Raw genomic sequence first — 19,004 nt, 5'->3', positions numbered from 1 at the left:
TCAACGACCTCCGCGAACTTGCAACGCCCCCAGCAGCTCCTCAGAGGCCTTGGTGACGGCCTCGACGGCCCGGTCGAACGCCTCGGCGTTGTGCGCGGCGGGCGCGCGGAACCCGGAGATCTTCCTGACGTACTGCAACGCGGCCGCGCGCACGTCCTCCTCGGTCACGCTCTCGGTGAACGGTGGACGCAGCGTCTTGATGCTTCTGCACATGCCCTAACGGTAATAGCCGATTCGCTGACTTATCTCCCGCGCGCCCTCGACGAGCAACTCGCCCACCTCGGGCAGCCGGGGCGGCGTCAGCCGGTAGGAGGGCCCCGAGACGCTGACCGCGGCCACCACCGAGCCGTCGCCGCCCCTGATCGGCGCGGCCACCGCGTTCAGCCCCACCTCCAGCTCCTCCACGGTGCCGGCCCAGCCGCGCTCCCTGATCGCGCCGAGCTCCAGCCCAGGCTCCGACGTGATCGTCCGCGGCGTGTAGCGCTCCAGCTCGGGGGGCAGGCGCAGGGCGCCGAAGGCCAGCAGCACCTTCCCGCTCGACGTGGCGTGCGAGGGGGTGCGCTGGCCGACCCAGTTGTGGCCGCTGATCGCGGCGGGGCCGCGCACCTGGCTGATGTTGACCGTGTCGCCGTCCTGCGGCACCGCGATGTTGACGGTCTCGCCCACCGCCTCCGCCAGGCGCAGGCACACAGGTCTGCTCTCGCGCGACAGGTCGAGCTGGGCCGTGGCCGCGCCGGCCAGCCGTACGACGCCGAACCCCAGCCGGTAGCGCCCGCGATCGCCGCTCTGCTCCACCAGCCCGCCCTGCTCCAGCGCCGCCAGCAGCCGGAACGCGGTGGACTTGTGCACGTCGAGCTCCACCGCCAGGTCCGTGACCCTCGTGGCGCCCTCGCGGGCCAGGATCTCGAGGATCGCGATGGCCCGGTCGACCGACTGCACGGTCGTGCTGTTGCCCATAGCGCAACAGCGTACTTTGTCCTAGCGATGTGACAGGCTCGGACCATGGCAGAGAGAACCGGTTTTCCCGACGGCGCGCCCTGCTGGGCGCAGCTCCTCACCACGGACGCCGTCGCCGCCGAGCGCTTCTACGCCGATTTGCTGGGGTGGGAGTGCCATGCGCAGGGCGGATGGACGATGTGCCGCCTCGGCGGCCGTCCCGTCGCCGCGATCACCCCTGATCCGCGGGCCGGCGACCCGGCCGCCTGGACGGTCTACCTCGCGACCTCCGACCTGACCTCGGCCGTCGCCAAGCTCGACGCGGCGGGCGGCAAGCTGATCGAGGGGCCGGCCGCGGGCTATGCGCTGGCCAGCGACCCCTCAGGCGCGACGTTCGCCCTCTATCAGGCGACGCCGGAGTTCGCCGGAGCGGGGGTGGTGGCCGAACCAGGGGCGATGAGCTGGGCGGAGGCCAACGTCCCCGACGGCGAGGCGGCCGACGCCTTCTACGCCTCGCTGTTCCCGTACGAGCAGGAGCAGGTGCCGGGCGGCATCGACTACGCCGTCTACAAGTCGGGCGGCGAGCCGGTCTGCGGGCGGCTGCAGATGAACGAACTCTGGACGGGCGTGCCGCCGCACTGGATGGTCTACTTCGACGTGGCCGATCTCGACGCGGCCGCCGCGACGGCCGTCGAGCTGGGGGCGCAGGTGCCGGTGCCGCCGTTCGACTCGCCTCTCGGCCGCATCGCGGTCATCCACCACGCGGGCGGCGGTGGTTTCTTCAGTCTGCGTCAGCCGCTACGGGGCTGAGCTCGGCGCCGAAGTCGAGGGCGATCTTCCGCATGCCCTCCGCGAGGTCGTCGCGGTCCAGCGCGTCGATCCGCTCGGCGGGCCCCGACACCGACATCGCCGCCACCACCCGGCCGCCGTCCCACACGGGCACGGCCAGGCAGTGCACGCCCAGCTCCTCCTCACCGAGGTCCATGGCATAGCCGCGGGCCCTGACGAGGTCCAGCTCGGCGCGCATGGAGGTCAGGTCGGTGAACGTGTTCGGGGTGCGGCGCGGCATGCCGGTCCGCTCGAAGACGGCGACCGCGTCGGTGGCCGGCCGCCCGGCCAGCAGCACCTTGCCCACGGCCGTGCTGTGCGGCAGCACCCGCCTGCCCACCTCGGCGAACATGCGCAGCCTGCGCGGCGAGGGCACCTGCGCCACGTAGACGACGAAGTCGCCTTCGAGCACGGCCAGGTTCGCGGTCTCGCCGGACAGCTCGACCATCTTGGTCAGGTACGGCTGCGCCCACACGCCGACCATGCTCTCGGCGATGCCGCCCAGGCGGACGAGGCCGCCGCCCAGCGCGTAGCGGCGGTCGGATTCCTGGCGCACGTAGCCGCGCGCGAGCAGGGTCTGCAGCAGCCGGTGAATGGTCCCGTACGGCAGCCCGGTCCTGGCGGCGATCTCCGACAGGCCCGCCTCGCCACCGTGCTCGGCGAGGGCTTCCAGCACGTCGAGCGCCCGCTCGACCGACTGGACGCTCACAGAGCGACCCCGCGCAGCGAGGCGTCGAGCACTTCCGCCGTGTGGGCCACCCTGATCTCCGCGCCCGCGCGCCGCATGGCCGTGGCGATCTGCATGGTGCAGCCGGGGTTGGCCGACACCAGCAGCTCCGCCCCCGTGGTGCCGACCGCCTTGGCCTTCCTGTCGCCGAGGTCGCGAGCGGCCTCCGGCTGGAAGATGTTGTACGTGCCCGCCGACCCGCAGCAGATCGCCGACTCGGGGATCTCCCGCAGCTCCAGCCCGGGGATGCCGCTCAGCAGCTCGCGCGGCTGGGCGCGGATGCCCTGGGCGTGGGCCAGGTGGCAGGCGTCGTGATAGGCGACGGTCAGGGGCAGCGGGTGCCGCTTGGCCACGGGCCCCAGCTCGGCCAGATATTCCGACAGGTCCATCACCCTGAACCCGGGCTCGCTCCCCAGCAGCTCCCCGTACTCCTTCATGGACGACCCGCAGCCGGCCGCGTTCACCACGACGGTGTCCACCCCGGCCCTGGTGAACGCCTTGACCGTGCGCCTGGCCAGCCGCCTGGCCTGATCGGCGCGCCCGGAGTGGACGCTGAGCGCCCCGCAGCAGCCCTGGTCGCGCGGGATCACCACGTCGCAGCCCTCCATCGCGAGCACCCGCGCGGTGGCCGCGTTGACCTGCGGGAAGAACTCTCCCTGCACACATCCCGTGAGCATCCCGACCACGGCCCTGCGCTCGCCCCTGGCCCTGATGACGCGCGGCATCCGCTGCCGGTGCTCCACGCGCGGCGCCAGCGCGGCCATCGCGCCGAGACTCGGATGCACCCGGCCGAGGAACGGCGCCATCCGCGCGGCCAGCCACATCGTCGGCCGCAGCAGCCGCAGCCTGCGCGGGTAGGGGAAGAGGTTGAACACGATCCCGCGCACGGCGCGCTCCCGCGGCTCGCGCACGTGCTCGCGCTCGACCTCCACCCTGGTCAGCTCGATCAGCCGGTCGTACTGGACGCCGGACGGACAGGCCGTGACGCACGCCATGCAGCCCAGGCACGCGTCGAAGTGCCCGGCCATCTCCGGCGTGACCGGCGTGCCCTCGACGTGCTGCTGCATGAGGTGGATCCGGCCGCGCGGTGAGTCCATCTCCTCGCCCCACAGCGCGTACGTCGGGCAGGTCGGCAGGCAGAAGCCACAGTGCACGCAGTCGTTGATCAGCTTCGGGTCCACGTCAGATGCCTCCCAAGAACCGTCCGGGAGACATCCTGCGCCCGGGGTCGAACCGTTCCTTGACCCGCCGCATCAACGGCAGCCCGCTCACCTGCCCCCACCGGTCGACGCTCTCGTACGGCGAGGACAGCACGCTCACCCGCCCGCCGACGGCTTCGACCTTCGTGCGCAGCCCGGACACCGCGGTGGCCAGCTCGTGCTCCCCGACCGCGGTCCACGACTCCAGCAGCACCCGGCCGTAGACCGGTGAGCCGCGCAGCGCCAGGCCCGCCCCGGCGGCCGCGTCCAGCACGGCCCCCGTGCCCGAGGGCGGGAAACGCACCTCCACCAGCACGTCGTCGTTCAGGATCAGCCCCCACCATGAAGGCCGCTCATCGGTCACTGTTCCGGCGCCGATCAGGTCGCGCAGGGCCTGCGCGCGCGACTCGGCCGCCGTCCCCTCGACCAGCACGGCCAGGCCGAGCGGGCCGTCCGGCTCCGGCCGGTCCACCTCGACCGCGCTCGGCTCCGCCTGCGAGGCGGCCAGCGCCGCCGCGACCGGGGGCAGCGCGGCGCGATCGATCTCCGCCGTGACCCAGCGGCGCCCGGGGGGCAGCGGATGCAGGCGGAACGTGGCCTCCGCGATGACGCCGAGCGTGCCGTACGAGCCGGTGAAGAGCTTGCCCAGGTCGTAGCCCGCGACGTTCTTGACCACCTTGCCGCCCGACTTGGCGACGGTGCCGTCGGCGAGCACGACGGTGATGCCGATGAGCAGGTCGCGGGCGGTGCCGTACCGGAAGGAGCGCGGGCCGGGAAGCGCGGCGGCCAGCGTGCCGCCGACGGTCGTGCCCTCGCTGAACGGCACGTCGAGCGCCAGCTCCTGGCCTTTGTCCGCGAGCACGGCGGCCAGGGCGTCCATCGTCACCCCGGCCTGCGCGCGCACGACGAGGTCGCCCGCGGCGTGTTCGAGCACCTCGTTCATGCAGCACATGTCGAGCAGCACGTCGCAGCGCTCGGGCGGGCGGCCCCAGTGCAGCTTCGTGCCGCCGCCCGCGGGCACCACCGCCAGGTCGTGCTCCGCGCAGGCCCGCAGCACGGCCGCGACCTCACCGACCGACTCGGGCAGCGCCACCCAGCGGGGACGCACGCCGCTGACGGCGTCGTCGTCGTCCGCCGGCCTGACCGTCACCCCGGTTCCGGCCAGCGCCGCTTCTTCCTGGGCCTGCATCAGAGCTGTTCCGCCTTCCCGGACTCGACGAGGGGGTGCACGCCCTTGCGCACTCCCGGCACCTCGCCGCACAGCCGCGGCGTGGGGAACACCTTGCCCGGGTTCGCCAGCCCCTGGGGGTCGAACGCGCATCGGACGAGTTGCATGGTGTCCAGGTCGTCTTCGCTGAACATCCTCGTCATATAGCGCGATTTATCCACCCCGACGCCGTGCTCGCCCGTGATCGAGCCGCCGTGCTCGATGCACAGATCCAGGATCGCGCCGGACACCACCTCGGCCCGCTCTCCCGCCCCCGGCTCCGCGTCGTCGAACAGCACCAGCGGATGCAGGTTGCCGTCCCCCGCGTGGAAGACGTTGGCCACCCTGATCCCGTGCTCCTTCGAGAGCCGGTCGATGGCGGCAAGCACGCCGGGCAGCGAGGTGCGCGGGACCACGCCGTCCTGCACGATGTAGGCCGGGCTGATGCGCCCGACGGCCGCGAACGCCGACTTGCGGCCCTTCCAGATCGCCGCCCGTTCGGCCGCATCGGCCGCCACCCGCAGCTCGAACGCCGCCGAGCAGATCTCCCTGAGCTGCGCGAACTGCCGCTCCACCTCGGCGGCCGGCCCGTCCAGCTCCACGATCAGCACAGCGCCGGCGCCCGCGGGGTAGGAGCAGGCCACCGCCGCCTCGGCCGCCTCGATGGCCAGCGCGTCCATCATCTCGATGGCGGCGGGCACGATGCCCGCCCCGATGATCGCCGAGACCGCCTGCCCGCCCTGCTCGATGCTCTCGAACGCGGCCAGCACCGTGGTGACGGCCTCGGGCGCGCGGCACAGGCGTACCGTGATCTTGGTGGCGATGCCCAGCGTGCCCTCCGAGCCGATGAACGCGCCCAGCAGGTCGTAGCCCGGGTCCATCCGGTCGAGCGTGACCAGGTCGCCGTCGGGGGTGACGATCTCGCAGGCTTCGACGTGGTTGACGGTGAAGCCGTACTTGAGGCAGTGGGCGCCGCCGGAGTTCTCCGCCACGTTGCCGCCGATGGAGCAGACCTGCTGGCTGGAGGGGTCGGGGGCGTAGTAGTAGCCCTGGTCGCGGACGGCCTCGGTGATCGCCAGGTTCGTCACGCCGGGCTCGACGACGGCTCTGCGGTTGGGCAGGTCGATCTCCAGGATCCCGCGCATCTTGGAGGTGACGATGAGGACGCCGTCCTCGCGGGGGAGCGCGCCCCCCGACAGGCCGGTGCCCGAGCCCCTGGCCACGAAGGGCACGCCGAAGTCGTTGCAGAGGCGTACCACGCGGGCGACCTGCTCGGCCGTGCCGGGCAGCACGACCACGCCGGGGGTCGCCCGGTGGTAGGTGAGCCCGTCGCACTCGTACGTGCGCAGGCGCACAGGGTCGGCGATCACCGAGTCATGGGGCAGCAGCGAGCGCAGGGCCGCCGTCAGCGTTTCCAGCACCGATCCCCCTTTTTGCATGTCCTACGGCATTTGAGCATAGGCGGGCAGGGTCAGGAAGTCGGCGAAGTCGTCGTCCAGCGCGACCTCCTTGAACAGCGCGGTCGCCTGCGCGAACAGCTTCTCGTCGTAGCCGGGCCCCGCCGCGATCTTGTCGAGCTCCTCCGTGATGATCTGCTCGACGAGCTCCTTCGTCACCTGAGCGCCGGTGTCGGCGAGCGTGATGTCGTTGTGGATCCACTGCCAGATCTGCGAGCGCGAGATCTCGGCCGTGGCGGCGTCCTCCATGAGGTTGTGGATCGCCACCGCGCCCAGCCCGCCCATCCAGGCGGCCAGGTAGCGCAGCGCCACGTCCACGTTGTTGCGCAGCCCGGTCTCGGTGATCTCCCCGGGCGTCTCGGAGACGGCCAGCAGCTCGGCGGCGCTCACGCTGACGTCCTCACGCAGCCGGTCGAGCTGGTTGGGCCGCGACCCCAGCACCCCGTCGAACACCTCGCGGCAGATCGGCACCAGGTCGGGGTGCGCCACCCAGGACCCGTCGAACCCGTCGCCGGACTCGCGCGTCTTGTCCGCCCTGACCTTCTCCAGCGCCACGGCGTTCACCTCGGCGTCGCGCCGCGACGGGATGAACGCCGCCATCCCGCCGATGGCGTGCGCCCCGCGCTTGTGGCACGTCCGCACCAGCAGCTCGGTGTACGCGCGCATGAACGGCGCGGTCATCGTCACCGCGTTCCGCTCGGGCAGCAGGAACTCGCGCCCCCTGGTGCGGAACTTCTTGATCACGCTGAACAGGTAGTCCCAGCGGCCCGCGTTGAGCCCGGCCGAGTGGTCGCGCAGCTCGTAGAGGATCTCCTCCATCTCGAACGCCGCCGGGTAGGTCTCGATGAGCACGGTCGCCCTGATCGTGCCGTGCGGGACGCCGAGCAGTTCCTGCGCCCTGGTGAACACGTCGTTCCAGAGCCGCGCCTCCAGATGCGACTCGATCTTGGGCAGGTAGAAGTACGGGCCCTTGCCCTTGTCGATCTGCCGCTGCGCGCAGTGGAAGAAGTAGAGCGCGAAGTCGAACAGCGACCCCGACACCGGCCGGCCGTCCACCTCGGCGTGCTTCTCGTCCAGGTGCCACCCGCGCGGCCGGACCACGACCGTGGCCAGCTCGCCGTCGGGCTTCAGCGCGTACGCCTTGCCGCCGGACTCGAAGTCGATCGTGCGGTCGAGCGCGTCACGCAGGTTGAGGTGGCCGCTCACGCAGTTTTCCCAGAGCGGCGAGTTGGCGTCCTCGAAGTCCGCCAGCCACACCTTCGCGCCCGAGTTGAGCGCGTTGATGGTCATCTTCTTGTCGACCGGGCCGGTGATCTCGACGCGGCGGTCCTCCAGGCCGGGCGCCGGGGGCGCGACCTTCCAGTCGCCCTCCCTGACCCCCTTGGTCTCGGCCAGGAAGTCGAGGCTGCCGCCCGCCGACAGCTCGGCCTGACGCGCCTGACGGGCCTCCAGCAACTCCAGCCGCCGGGCGCCGAACTCCCGCTGGAGAGCCGCCACGAACGCGAGCGCCTCCGGCGTGAGGATCTCGTCGAACCGGTCGAGCATCGGGCCGGTGATCTCCATGGGACCTTCTTTCCACTGTGCGGAAAATGAGTTCTGGATTGTGGAAGCGAAATTACTCCTCTCGCCCTTCCCGGGTCAAAGGCGGGGTTCCCCCGGGGCGTGTCCCCGGGGTTTCCCCGATGCGGGGCGGTGCCATGCCACGAAAGGATTCCGAGCATGAAGACGATGGTGATCGCGGGCGGGCTACTGGCCTCCGCCCTGCTGCTGACGGGATGCGGGCTCGCGAGCATCGGCGGCCCCAACAACCAGGACACCGTCTCCTACCAGGTGACGGACAAGGTCACGAAGCTCCAGCTCAAGAGCAACGCCGGCGACGCCGTGGTCACCGAGACCGACGGCAACGCCATCAGGGTCGTCGAGACCCTCCACTGGCGCGGCGACGAGAAGCCCACGCCGCAGCACAAGGTCGAGGGCGGCGCGCTGTTCGTCACCTACGACTGCGCGTCGAGCTGGGGCAGCTGCGGGGTCGACTACAAGATCGAGATCCCCAAGGGGCTCCCCGTCGACCTGGACAGCGGCTCGGGCGACATCACGCTCAGGAGCCTGACCGGGCCGATCGACGCGCACGTCGGCTCCGGCGACCTGGGCGCCACGGGCCTCGCGGGCAAGAAGGTGTTCGTGGAGGCGGGCTCGGGGAACATCCAGTTGCAGTACACGGCCGTCCCGGAGAGCGCCGAGCTGAAGGTCGGCTCAGGAGATATCGCGCTCAACGTCCCCGACGGTGCGTATGACGTGAAAACCGAAGTGGGCTCCGGAGACGTGGCAGTATCCGTAAAGACCGACAAATCTTCGCCCAACAAGATCTCGCTGACCTCGGGTTCTGGGGACATCGCCGTGCTGCCTGGATAACCAGGTGATTGCGCCGCGGCTGTCGTGCCACCATCGTGGGAAGACACCGAGGTGTCCAGACGTTCCCTAATAGAGATGACACGAATGCACGAATACACCGCGCTCGACGAGTTCGAGACCGGCGACATGGACCTTGAGGAGCGCCAGGCGCTGCGTCGCGTGGCGGGCCTCTCCACCGAACTCCAGGATGTCTCCGAGGTCGAATACCGGCAGCTGCGGCTCGAGCGGGTCGTTCTCGTCGGCGTCTGGACCTCCGGCACCGTCGCGGACGCAGAAAACTCCCTGCTCGAGCTCAAGCTCCTGGCCGAGACGGCCGGGTCCGAGGTGCTCGACGGGCTCATCCAGCGGCGCCAGAAGCCCGACCCGGCCACTTACATCGGCTCGGGCAAGGCCCTGGAGCTGCGCGACGTGGTCGAGTCCAGCGGCGCCGACACCGTGATCTGCGACGGCGAGCTGACCCCCGGTCAGCTCCGCCAGCTCGAAGAGACGGTCAAGGTCAAGGTGATCGACCGCACCGCGCTGATCCTCGACATCTTCGCCCAGCACGCCAAGAGCCGTGAGGGCAAGGCCCAGGTCGAGCTGGCCCAGCTCTCCTACCTGCTGCCGCGCCTGCGCGGCTGGGGTGGCAACCTGTCCAGGCAGGTCGGCGGTCGCGCCGCGGGCGGCGTCGGCATCGGCGGCCGTGGCCCCGGTGAGACCAAGATCGAGCTGGACCGCCGCCGCATCCGCGAGCGGATGTCCAAGCTGCGCCGCCAGATCGGCGGCATGTCCACCTCACGCGACACCATGCGCCACCGGCGCCAGAGTCGCGAGGTCCCGGCCGTGGCCATCGCCGGCTACACCAACGCGGGCAAGTCCTCGCTGCTCAACCGCATCACCGGTGCGGGCGTGCTGGTGGAGGACGCGCTGTTCGCGACCCTGGACCCGACCGTGCGCAGGGCGCGCACGCCCGAAGGCAGGCTGTTCACGATCGCCGACACCGTCGGCTTCGTCCGCCACCTGCCCCACCAGCTCGTCGAGGCGTTCCGCTCCACGCTGGAGGAGGTCGCCGACGCCGACCTGATCCTGCACGTGGTCGACGGCTCGCACCCCGACCCCGAGGGGCAGCTCTCGGCCGTACGCGAGGTGTTCGCCGACATCGAGGGCGCCTCCGACGTACGCGAGATCGTCGTGATCAACAAGGCTGACGCGGCCGACCAGGAAGTGATCGACCGGATCGCCAGGCGCGAGCGCGAGAGCATCGTGGTCTCGGCGCGCACCGGCAAGGGCATCACCGAGCTGCTGGCGCTCATCGAGCGTGAGCTGCCGAGGCTCGACCACGAGGTCCATCTGCTGGTGCCGTACGACAGGGGCGACCTGATCTCGCGGGCCCACAAGGAGGGCGAGGTGCTCTCCGTGAACCACGTCGGGGACGGCACGATCCTGCACGCCCGCGTGCTGCCCAGCCTGTTCCAGGAGCTGGAGCGGGTGGGCAAGCCGGTCGAGCGCGTCGCCTGACCGGTCCTTTCTCGCTTCGCCGGGCAGCTCTCGCCACAAATCTGCGCAGAGCTGCCCAAAAGCGGCAGTGGTCCCCGAACCCTGGGATTGCTAGGATGGCCAGACCTAACGTTGGTCTGGTTTTTTGGTTTGGGTTCTGGGTTTCGGATGATGACTCTTGGTAGCGATGTCGTCAGCGGGGGCCATGGGGACGAGGTAGGGCTGGGTGACGGTTGGGATGAGTGGGCTTTCTTCCGAATAACCCTGTACACCGAGCCCAGCTGTGAAATAACGTAACTGAACTGAAATCGCCGGATCATGACCCCGGCGATACGGTCACCGCACAAGTGGATGCGGATGAGAGCAGGAGACCCCCCATGTCGTCCGGACCCGGAGCGGACTCAGTGGGCGCGGCGAAAGCCGTGCGCTGGGTGCTGCACTCATGCCGGGCCTCTGACGGGGGCTCGTGCGGGGCGGTGATGCGGTGACCGTTCGACTGCTTACCAACATCGGCCGCCTCTGGACCGGCAACGAGGTCCTGAGCAATGCCGCCATCCTCGTGCACAACGACCGCATCGCGTGGGTCGGGCGAGCGCCCGACCTCCCGCAGAGCGTGCCCGGAGTCGTCGACGACATCGTCGACGTCGACCACGTCGAAAACCTGGGCGGCGCTCTCGTCACGCCCGGCCTCATCGACGCCCACACGCACCCGGTCTACGCCGGCAACCGCTACGCCGAGCTGGCCATCCGCACCGGCGGCTCCAGCGCCGCCTCGATCACCGCGGCGGGCGGCGGCGTGGGCTCGACCGTCACCGTGACGCGCGGCACCGACCCGTGGACGCTCTGCAACGGCGTGCGCGAGCGGCTGCGCGGCTGGCTGCTCAGCGGCACCACCACCGTCGAGGCCAAGACCGGCTACCACCTCACCCGCGACGGCGAGCTCGCCGACGTGCGGCTCCTGCGCGAGCTGGAGAAGGAGCCGATGATGCCGCGGGTGCACGTCACGTTCCTGGCCGCGCACGTGGTGCCGCCCGAATACTTCGGCCGCCAGCGCGAATACGTCGAGGCCGTGGGCGCGTGGTGCGCCGACGCGGCCGCCGCCGGCGCCGACAGCGTCGACGTCTACTGCGACGAGGGCCACTTCACCACCGAGGAGTCCCGCTGGGTCCTCGCCTCGGGCCGCAACGTCGGGCTGCTGCCGCGCATCCACGCCGGCCAGTACAGCCGCCGCGGCGCCGTCCAGCTGGCCGCCGAGCTCGGCTGCGCCTCCGCCGACGGCCTGCACCACATGTCCGACGAGGACATCGCCATCATGTCCCGCTACGGCGTGCCCGCCGTCGTCTGCCCCGCCACGGCCCTCCAGCGCGGCCAGCTCCCGCCGGTCCGCCAGATGATCAAGCACGGCGTGCAGATCGCGCTCGGCAGCGACCACAACCCCGGCTACTGCGGCATCACCTCGATGTCCCTGGTGATCGCCATGGCGGTGTCGGCCTTCGGCATGAGCGTCAACGACGCGCTGCGCGCGGCCACCCTCGGCGGCGCCACCGTCCTGGGCGCCCCTGACCGCGGCGTCCTGGCGCCTGGGCGGCTCGCGGACATCGTCCAGTGGGACGCCGACCACGAGGGCGCCTTCGCCTGGTCCTTCGGTCTCAAGCCACGGCGGGTGTGGCGGGGTGGGACGCCCGTTCAGTAGTTAGATTCGGGTTATGCCGCACTTGGTCGCCGTGGTCACGGATTCAACCGCTTATCTGCCTGCTGTGCCGGGTGTCACGGTCGTACCTGTGCAGGTGATTTCCGGCGGGCTGTCGTACGACGAGGGCACCTTCAGACTCGGCGGTGAACGGCCCCGGGGCCTTCCGGCCGGCGGCGCTCCGCGGGACGGGACTCGCCCTTCCGAGGCGGGCACCTCCCACGGCACCGCGGTGCCGCCGGGCGACCACGGGTCGCCGCAGGCAAGCGCTCCTGACGGTGGCTCGCGACCGGGCCACGCTCTTGACGGGGGTGCGCGGCCGGCCCACGCTCTTGACGGGGGTGCGCGGCCGGCCCACGAGAGCGCTTCTGACGGCGGCGCATGGCCGAGCCGCACGAGCGCCTCCGACCGGGAGACACGGCCGCACAACGGACCTTCGCCTTCCTCCGAGGGCCGTTCGCCTGCCGACGGGAGCACCTTCATCGGCACCCTGGCCTCAGCCACCACTTCCCGCCCCGCACCGGCCCGCTTCGCCGCCTGCTACGCCTCCCTGGCCGCCGCCGGCGCCACCGCGATCGTCTCGATCCACGTGTCAGGAAAGCTGTCGGGCACCATCGAGTCCGCGCAGGCGGCAGCCCGCGACGCACCCGTACCGGTGGAGGTGATCGACAGCCGCTCGATCGCGATGGGCCTCGGCTACCCCGTCCTGGCCGCCGCGCGCGCCGCCGCACGGGGAGCCTCACTGGAGGCGGTCGCCTCGGCCGCTCGCAGCTGCATCTCGACCACCCGGACGTTCTTCTACGTCGACACCCTCGAACACCTGCGACGCAGCGGCCGCATCGGCACAGCGGCATCCCTGTTCGGCTCAGCCCTCATGATCAAGCCGCTGCTCCACATCACGGACGGCGAGATCTCGCTCCTGGAGAAGGTCCGCACCTCGTCACGTGCCATCGCACGCTTGGAGGACCTGGCGGTGGAGGCGGCGGGGGAGGGGCCTGTGGAGGTGGCGGTGCAGCACCTGAGAGCCAGGGAACGAGCCGAGGCACTGGCGGAACGGCTCCCGAAACGGATCGCGGGGCTGGTGGAGTTGCGGGTGGTGGAGATGGGAGCGGTGATCGGCGTCCACGTGGGCCCCGGCATGCTCGGTCTGACCGTCGCCTCATGCGACCTCTAGCCATCCCTGACCTCCAGCCACCTCTTGGCCCCTGACCACCCCCGGGCCTCCAGCCGCCCCCTCCCGGCCCCTGGCTGCCCTCGGCCCCAAGCCACCCACGGCCTTTAGCCACCACCTCCCAGCCCCTGGCCGCCCCGCCGCAAGCCACCCCCGGGCCTGTAGCCATCACCTCCCGGCCCCAAGCCACTTCCCGGCCCCAAGCCACCCCTTCGGGCCTTCAGCCACCATCCCGGGCCCCTAGCCACCTTCCCCGACCCCTGGCGGCGCTCCTGACCTCCCGCCACCCTCCCCAACCCACCCGGCTCGCCCCTGGGACCGGTCACCTCAGCACCCCTCCTGGGACCGGTCACCTCAGCACACCCCCTGAACCGGTCGCCCCGGCGCGCCCCTTGGACCAGCCTCCCGGAATCGCCGCCGCCCAGTTCGGGCCCCAGTTATCCACAGCCTCCTCGCCGGCCGCCGTCCCCATCCCCAGAACGCCGCTCGGCTCCTTCCCAATCAACGCTGCAGGTCTACGTTCGCCAGCGTGCGAACCCCCGATCCGACGGCAGAGCGCGCCATAGCCGAGTCCCGGCTACGGTCGATCACCGCCCCTGCCCGCCGCTCCCGCCGGCCCTTCGCCCGGCACACAGAAGCCGAGCACGAGCCCGTCGGCGACAGGGGAAGTATCCCTCCGGGGGACCCGTACGAGGAGGAGCCCTCAGCCCACCCCTGGGCCGACACCAACCACGAACGCGCAGCAACAACCCACACCACCACCCACTGGCCCGGCGGCCGGGACGCTGCCGCCCCACCAAGCCTCCAAGAGCCCGACACCCCTTTCCCGCAAACCCAGCAAAGAGCCGGACCCCTCCCCATACCCGCCACCTTCCAAGGCTTCCGCACAGCGCTCGCAGCCCAGAAATCCGTCCTTGACCCCGGCAAACCCGGCCTCCGCGTGCTGCTCGCCGTGGGCGCGCTCGCCATAGTCGTCGCAGGATTCTTCGCCTGGCGATCCCAGCCCTCGCCAGAGCCCCTGCCACCGCCCGTCCCGATCTCCCCCATGGCACCGTCCCCCGCCCTCACCAGCAACACCACTACGACCGCCGCCACCGCCACCAGGGTCACCGTCCACGTCACCGGCAAGATCCGCAAACCAGGCGTCTACCTGCTCCCGACAGGCTCCCGGGTCACAGACGCGGTGACAGCAGCCGGCGGCGTGCCCCGCGGCGCCTCCACCGGCGCTCTCAACCTCGCCAGACGCCTGATCGACGGCGAACAGATAGTCGTAGGTGCCCCGGCCGGCCCACCAGCCCCAGGCTCTCCCGTGCCGCCAGACCCAGCTACAGCCGTGCTCGACCTCAACTCCGCCACAACCGACCAACTGGAACAACTCCCAGGCGTGGGGGAGGTCCTGGCAGCGCGCATCGCCGAGTTCCGCGACAGCCACGGCGGCTTCACCGCAGTCGACCAGCTTCGCGAGGTGAGCGGCATCGGCCCCAGAAAGTTCGACGAGATCAAGTCAAAGGTCCGCGTCTGACATGGCCATCCCGCGCACCCAGGACACCGAACCACCGCAATCAGACAAGACCCGCAACCCAGGCCGTACGAGCAAGCCGGAAACCCGGCCAGACCCCAGCGTCCTGAACACCGACGACCGCGAACACGCCTGGCCCCTCGCCCTCCCAGCGACAGCCGCCTGGGCCAGCACCCTGACGCTCCTCGGCTGCTCAGCTTCGACCGGCATGATCGCCGCCCTGTGCGCAGCACTCGCGGCCTCAGCAGTGGCATGGACTTCCCGCCCCAATGCCAAACACGCCCCACAGGCCAAGACCCCGCCACCCCGCCAAGCCCCGCTGCACCTCCCACCACTTCTCCGCCCACTCGCCCCAAGCCACAGCTCGCCGCCCAACCCATCATCGGACGGAAGCTCTCCAGCCAGGCCCTCGGTACGAAGTCCAAGCGCACCAGCGTGGCCATCGTCATGGGATGATGATCCGCAGGTCAGCTCGTCGCCAGGGAGCGCGAGCTCACTGGTGGGACCCTCATCGAGGGAAGAGAACCCGTCGCTCAGCTCGTCAGCACGGAGCTCAAGCGCAGGACCCGGGGCATCGGGACGGAGCCCGAGTGCAACGGTCAGTTCGTCAGCCGTGCCGGTCAGTTCGTCACTCACATCCGCACCCGCACCCGCACCCGCACCCGCACCCGCACCCGCACCCGCACCCGCACCCGCACCAGCACCAGCACCAGCACCAGCACCAGACAGCTCGTCACCTGCTCAGGGCAGATCAACAGCCGCACCGGGCAGATCGTCAGCGTGGCGCAACATCACCCTGGCCACACTCATCTGCGCCGCAGCGGCATCGGCATCCGTCGCCTTCCGAGTCCACGCCCTAACCACAGGCCCAGTGGCCGAGCTGGCCGCCCAGGGCGCATCCATCACAGCCCAGATCGCCCTGACAGACGACCCCAAACGCAGACCAGGCAAACGGGGCCCTTTCCCCCAGGACAGCTACGTGATCCCGGCCACCCTGAAGATCGTCCAATCCGCCCGAAGCCGACAAGCGGTCGACGTTCCTATCACCGTATTCGCCACCGGGCAGACCTGGGGCACCCTCCTCCCGAGCCAGCACCTTCACGTCACAGGTCGCTTGGCCGAACCCAACCCGGGCGACCTGGTAGCGGCCATCCTCCTGGTACGAGGCCCACCGCAAGTCCTGACGCCACCATCCGGCCTCCAGACGGTGGCCGGCACCCTCAGATCAGGCCTGAGGACCGCCGCCGAGGCGCTACCGCCCGACCAGCGAGGGCTCCTCCCCGGCCTGGTCGTCGGTGACGTCTCTCGTATGGATCCTCAGGTGTCCTCGGACCTCAAGGAATCCGGGCTGAGCCACCTCAACGCAGTAAGCGGCGCCAATCTGGCGATCGTGGCGGGTGCGGCGCTGGCCCTCTCCCGTCTGGTCGGTCTCTCCCTCTCCGCAAGGGCGATCTTCGCCGCGCTCGCTATGCTCGCGTTCGCCGTGGTGGCCCGCCCGTCGCCGAGCGTCCTTCGCGCCCTGCTCATGGGCCTGGCCGCCGCCATCGCCCTCGGCACCGGCCGGGCCAGGGACGGCTTGGCCGCCCTGTCGGCAACGGTCCTGCTGCTGGTGCTGTTCGCCCCGGAGCTGGCCCGTTCGTACGGCTTCGCCCTCTCGGTCGCGGCCACCGCAGGCATCCTCCTCCTCGCCCCTCGCTGGCGCGACAAGCTCTCGACCTCGAACGATGAACTCGACGCGCCAAAGACGGACACCCAAGAACGCACTGAACACCCAGCGGAACGCGCTGGCCGCCCAACGGAAGACACCGGGCATCCAGCGGAAGGCACTAGGCACTCTGCGGAAGGCACTGGGCACTCGGTGGGAGGCGCTAGGCAGTCAGTGGGAGGCATCGGACACCTAGGGGGACGTATCGGGCAGTCAGCGGAACGTACCGGGCACCCCACGGAACGCGCCGGGCATTCCGTGGGACGTACCGAGCACCCAGCTCACGACCAGCCCCGGGCCAGTCCTCCCGCCATCGGCCCCACCCCGACCACTCACCTTCAGCCAGCCAACGGAACAGCGCCGCCCGCCCACTCACAGTCCGCCGCCCACTCACAGCCCGCTTCCCGCTCACAATCCACCTCCCGCTCGCAGCCAACCGCCCAGCCGGATGAGCCTCGGGGAGAAAGGGGCCCTGCGGACGACGAGATGCATCCGCACGCCCTCCGCGCTACGGAACGCCCACAACCCCCGGCTCGAAAGGGACCTCGTAGGCTGTCATCCCTCGTAGACCGAAGAGACACTGACAGCCGAGCCTCATCGGACTCGAGAACTCAGAGCCGGACACGTGAATCCCGAACCGGGGCCGCCAACGCTGCGAGCCGGTCGTCGAGGCCCTACCGGCTGCCGCGCTGGATGGCCGAGGCGGTGGCGGTGCCGGCGGCGGCCCAGTTTGCCGTGACGCCGATCCTCGTGCTCATGTCAGGCCAGGTGACGCCGGTCGCGTTGATCGCGAACCTGCTCGTGGCCCCGGCAGTGGCGCCCGCGACCCTGCTCGGCTTCTCAGCAGCTCTGATCGCGCCCATCTCGCCTGATGTGGCGCGGCTTCTGGTGATCCCCGCCGGTTACGCGGTCGGATGGATCATCATGGTCGCCGGTTGGGCGGTGAACCTGCCGTTCGCCATCGTGCCGTGGCCGAGCGGGCTCGCCGGGGTAGGCCTGCTGGCGCTCACCCTGGCCGTCGCGATCCCGATCCTGCGGCGCCGTGCCTGGCGGGCGATAGCGCTGACGGCGGCCGGTGCCGCTCTGGTGGCGGTGCTGGTGGTCCGGCCCATCGCCGCGCCTTGGCCGCCCAAGGGCTGGTTGATGGTGATGTGCGATGTGGGCCAGGGCGACGGCCTCATCATCGCGGCCGGACCAGGCCGGGGTGTGATCGTCGACACCGGGCCCGATCCGGTCGTCATGGATCGCTGCCTTCGCAGGGTGGGCGTCGACGACGTACCCCTGCTCATCCTCACTCACCCTCATGCCGATCATGTGGACGGTCTCCCCGGCATCCTCAGGAACCGGCGCGTCGGGGCCGTGATCGTCAGTCCCCAGCGGGCGGGGCCGCGCTCCGGCGCCCGGACCTCCGCCACGCTGGCCCGCCACCGGATCCCCGAAGGGACGGCCTCGCCCGGGACTCGCTGGCGCTTCGGCCCTTCAGAGGTGGCCGTGCTCGCCCCCGATCCCGCCCAGGCCGACATGAACGGTCAGGGCGAAGGAAGCGCGATCAACAACTCCAGCGTGGTGCTCCACGTACGCTGGAGGTCCGGCTCCGCGCTGCTCGGCGGCGACCTGGAAACCGAGGCGCAGGACGCGCTGCTGCACCGGCTGGCCGTACGAGCCGACATCCTCAAGACCCCGCATCACGGGTCCAACAGGCAGTCGCCGGCGTTCCTGGCGTCCCTCGGCGCACGTGCGGCGCTGATCAGCGTGGGCGCCGACAACGGCTACGGCCATCCGGCCACGTCCACACTCGCCCTCCTGCACCGGCTCGGAGCCACCGTCTACAGAACGGATCAGTCAGGAGACCTCGCCGTCGTCGAGCGGGAAGGGAGGTTGGCAGTGGTGCCCCTTGGACGGTAGCCCCCAGCGGCCCGCAACACCTTGGCCGGCCTGGCACCCGACCTCGCGCCCGCGTACGGCGGGTTGGTCGTAGAAGGCCAGAGGGCGGCGCAGCACGCGGATCAGGATGGACGGCGTCAGCACGTCGACGCCATTTGCCTCGAATAGAGACTCTCGAATAGAGTCATGTGCTCTAGGCATCTTAGGAGCGGCACTATGGCGACTTTCGTTCACAACGTGATGCGGGACGCACCGGACGAGTTTCTGAAAATCCTGCTGCTCGACGAATGATCGCAGTTCAGGCCCTGGCATCGTGTTCTGTCCCACCTTGGAATCACCGTGAGCGGATGCGGCTATCGGCGACGGCGCGGACGGATTGGGAAGCGGCAGAAATCCGTCAACTCGGCTGAATGCCGACACGAGTAATGACAACAACACGCGAACACCGAGAGCTCCAACTACGACCGACAGCGTGGGGGTGCCGGACGGCGCTGACTGGAGTAAAGGTTCAGCCGGAGGGGCGTTTGTTGGTCCGATGGGTGATGGGTGATGGGTGATGGGTGATGGGTGATGGGTGATGGGTGACGGGTGATGGGTGATGTCCAGAGGCCGGCCGTGGGATGGCGATTGGGGCGGTGGGGTGTTCGGCTGGGTGACGGTAGGCGTGAGCGGGTGGTGGCCGATTCGGTGAGGTGTTGACCGGGAATCGAATATGGCGGCCGGTCGGTGATCGGAGATCACTGGGGATGATGCGTCGTCGAGTACCGGGTTGTCGGTGGCGCATGGCATGCTG

15 protein-coding genes are annotated in these 19,004 nt (G+C 70.4%); 7 read left to right on the top strand and 8 right to left on the bottom strand.

Annotated elements, in window-relative coordinates; all coding sequences use genetic code 11:
• Together ABEA43_RS46840 and ABEA43_RS46835 are read right to left on the bottom strand one after the other, a co-directional pair.
• Complete coding sequence (locus ABEA43_RS46840) at nucleotides 1-213, bottom strand: DUF2277 domain-containing protein (RefSeq protein ID WP_345572557.1); 213 nt, start codon at nucleotides 211-213, stop codon at nucleotides 1-3.
• 3 nt (nucleotides 214-216) lie between these two features.
• On the bottom strand, nucleotides 217-957 hold the full coding sequence (locus ABEA43_RS46835; RefSeq protein WP_345572556.1) for an IclR family transcriptional regulator: 741 nt from the start codon (nucleotides 955-957) through the stop codon (nucleotides 217-219).
• 45 nt (nucleotides 958-1,002) lie between these two features.
• Here ABEA43_RS46835 and ABEA43_RS46830 point away from each other — a divergent pair, with 45 nt between their 5' ends.
• Nucleotides 1,003-1,746 carry a VOC family protein gene (locus ABEA43_RS46830; RefSeq protein WP_345572555.1) on the top strand — a complete coding sequence of 248 codons (744 nt, stop codon included), beginning with the start codon at nucleotides 1,003-1,005 and terminating at the stop codon, nucleotides 1,744-1,746.
• On the opposite strand, the gene ABEA43_RS46825 is transcribed toward ABEA43_RS46830, so the two are convergent.
• From ABEA43_RS46825 to aceB, 5 genes are read right to left on the bottom strand one after another with little or no spacing between them, the layout of a single operon-like run.
• Nucleotides 1,718-2,473, bottom strand: a complete 756-nt coding sequence (locus ABEA43_RS46825; RefSeq protein ID WP_345572554.1) for an IclR family transcriptional regulator — start codon at nucleotides 2,471-2,473, stop codon at nucleotides 1,718-1,720. The genes ABEA43_RS46830 and ABEA43_RS46825 overlap by 29 nt on opposite strands.
• Nucleotides 2,470-3,672 (bottom strand): (Fe-S)-binding protein, encoded by a 1,203-nt coding sequence (locus ABEA43_RS46820; RefSeq protein ID WP_345572553.1) that lies wholly within the window; start codon nucleotides 3,670-3,672, stop codon nucleotides 2,470-2,472. The genes ABEA43_RS46825 and ABEA43_RS46820 overlap by 4 nt, the downstream gene beginning before the upstream one ends.
• 1 nt (nucleotide 3,673) lies before the next feature.
• Nucleotides 3,674-4,879, bottom strand: coding sequence for an FAD-binding oxidoreductase (locus tag ABEA43_RS46815; protein ID WP_345572552.1), 1,206 nt, complete (start codon nucleotides 4,877-4,879; stop codon nucleotides 3,674-3,676).
• The gene (locus ABEA43_RS46810) at nucleotides 4,879-6,336 is read right to left on the bottom strand and encodes an FAD-linked oxidase C-terminal domain-containing protein (protein ID WP_345572551.1); all 1,458 of its coding nucleotides are present in this window, start codon (nucleotides 6,334-6,336) and stop codon (nucleotides 4,879-4,881) included. The genes ABEA43_RS46815 and ABEA43_RS46810 overlap by 1 nt, the downstream gene beginning before the upstream one ends.
• 3 nt (nucleotides 6,337-6,339) lie before the next feature.
• A complete protein-coding gene (aceB, locus tag ABEA43_RS46805; RefSeq protein WP_345572550.1) occupies nucleotides 6,340-7,917 on the bottom strand; it encodes a malate synthase A in 1,578 nt (525 codons plus the stop codon).
• A 156-nt stretch (nucleotides 7,918-8,073) separates the two neighbouring features.
• Here aceB and ABEA43_RS46800 point away from each other — a divergent pair, with 156 nt between their 5' ends.
• The 5 genes from ABEA43_RS46800 (at nucleotide 8,074) to ABEA43_RS46780 (ending at nucleotide 14,625) form a co-directional block, all read left to right on the top strand.
• The gene (locus ABEA43_RS46800) at nucleotides 8,074-8,766 is read left to right on the top strand and encodes a DUF4097 family beta strand repeat-containing protein (protein WP_345572549.1); all 693 of its coding nucleotides are present in this window, start codon (nucleotides 8,074-8,076) and stop codon (nucleotides 8,764-8,766) included.
• Between the two features lie 84 nt (nucleotides 8,767-8,850).
• Nucleotides 8,851-10,263 (top strand): GTPase HflX, encoded by a 1,413-nt coding sequence (gene hflX, locus ABEA43_RS46795; RefSeq protein WP_345572639.1) that lies wholly within the window; start codon nucleotides 8,851-8,853, stop codon nucleotides 10,261-10,263.
• Nucleotides 10,264-10,726: 463 nt separating this feature from the next.
• On the top strand, nucleotides 10,727-11,935 hold the full coding sequence (hutI, locus tag ABEA43_RS46790) for an imidazolonepropionase (protein WP_138697335.1): 1,209 nt from the start codon (nucleotides 10,727-10,729) through the stop codon (nucleotides 11,933-11,935).
• Between the two features lie 88 nt (nucleotides 11,936-12,023).
• Nucleotides 12,024-13,106, top strand: a complete 1,083-nt coding sequence (locus tag ABEA43_RS46785; RefSeq protein ID WP_345572548.1) for a DegV family protein — start codon at nucleotides 12,024-12,026, stop codon at nucleotides 13,104-13,106.
• 1,042 nt (nucleotides 13,107-14,148) lie between these two features.
• The gene (locus ABEA43_RS46780) at nucleotides 14,149-14,625 is read left to right on the top strand and encodes a ComEA family DNA-binding protein (protein ID WP_345572547.1); all 477 of its coding nucleotides are present in this window, start codon (nucleotides 14,149-14,151) and stop codon (nucleotides 14,623-14,625) included.
• Between the two features lie 629 nt (nucleotides 14,626-15,254).
• On the opposite strand, the gene ABEA43_RS46775 is transcribed toward ABEA43_RS46780, so the two are convergent.
• The gene (locus ABEA43_RS46775; RefSeq protein WP_345572546.1) at nucleotides 15,255-15,386 is read right to left on the bottom strand and encodes a hypothetical protein; all 132 of its coding nucleotides are present in this window, start codon (nucleotides 15,384-15,386) and stop codon (nucleotides 15,255-15,257) included.
• A gap of 107 nt (nucleotides 15,387-15,493) precedes the next feature.
• On the opposite strand from ABEA43_RS46775, the gene ABEA43_RS46770 reads away from it, so the two are divergent.
• Nucleotides 15,494-18,232 carry a ComEC/Rec2 family competence protein gene (locus ABEA43_RS46770; RefSeq protein WP_345572545.1) on the top strand — a complete coding sequence of 913 codons (2,739 nt, stop codon included), beginning with the start codon at nucleotides 15,494-15,496 and terminating at the stop codon, nucleotides 18,230-18,232.
• Nucleotides 18,233-19,004: the final 772 nt, after the last annotated feature.

Origin of the sequence: Nonomuraea rosea (assembly GCF_039539705.1) — a bacterium.
Taxonomy (GTDB): domain Bacteria; phylum Actinomycetota; class Actinomycetes; order Streptosporangiales; family Streptosporangiaceae; genus Nonomuraea; species Nonomuraea rosea.
This window is presented reverse-complemented; position numbering and strand designations above follow the sequence as displayed.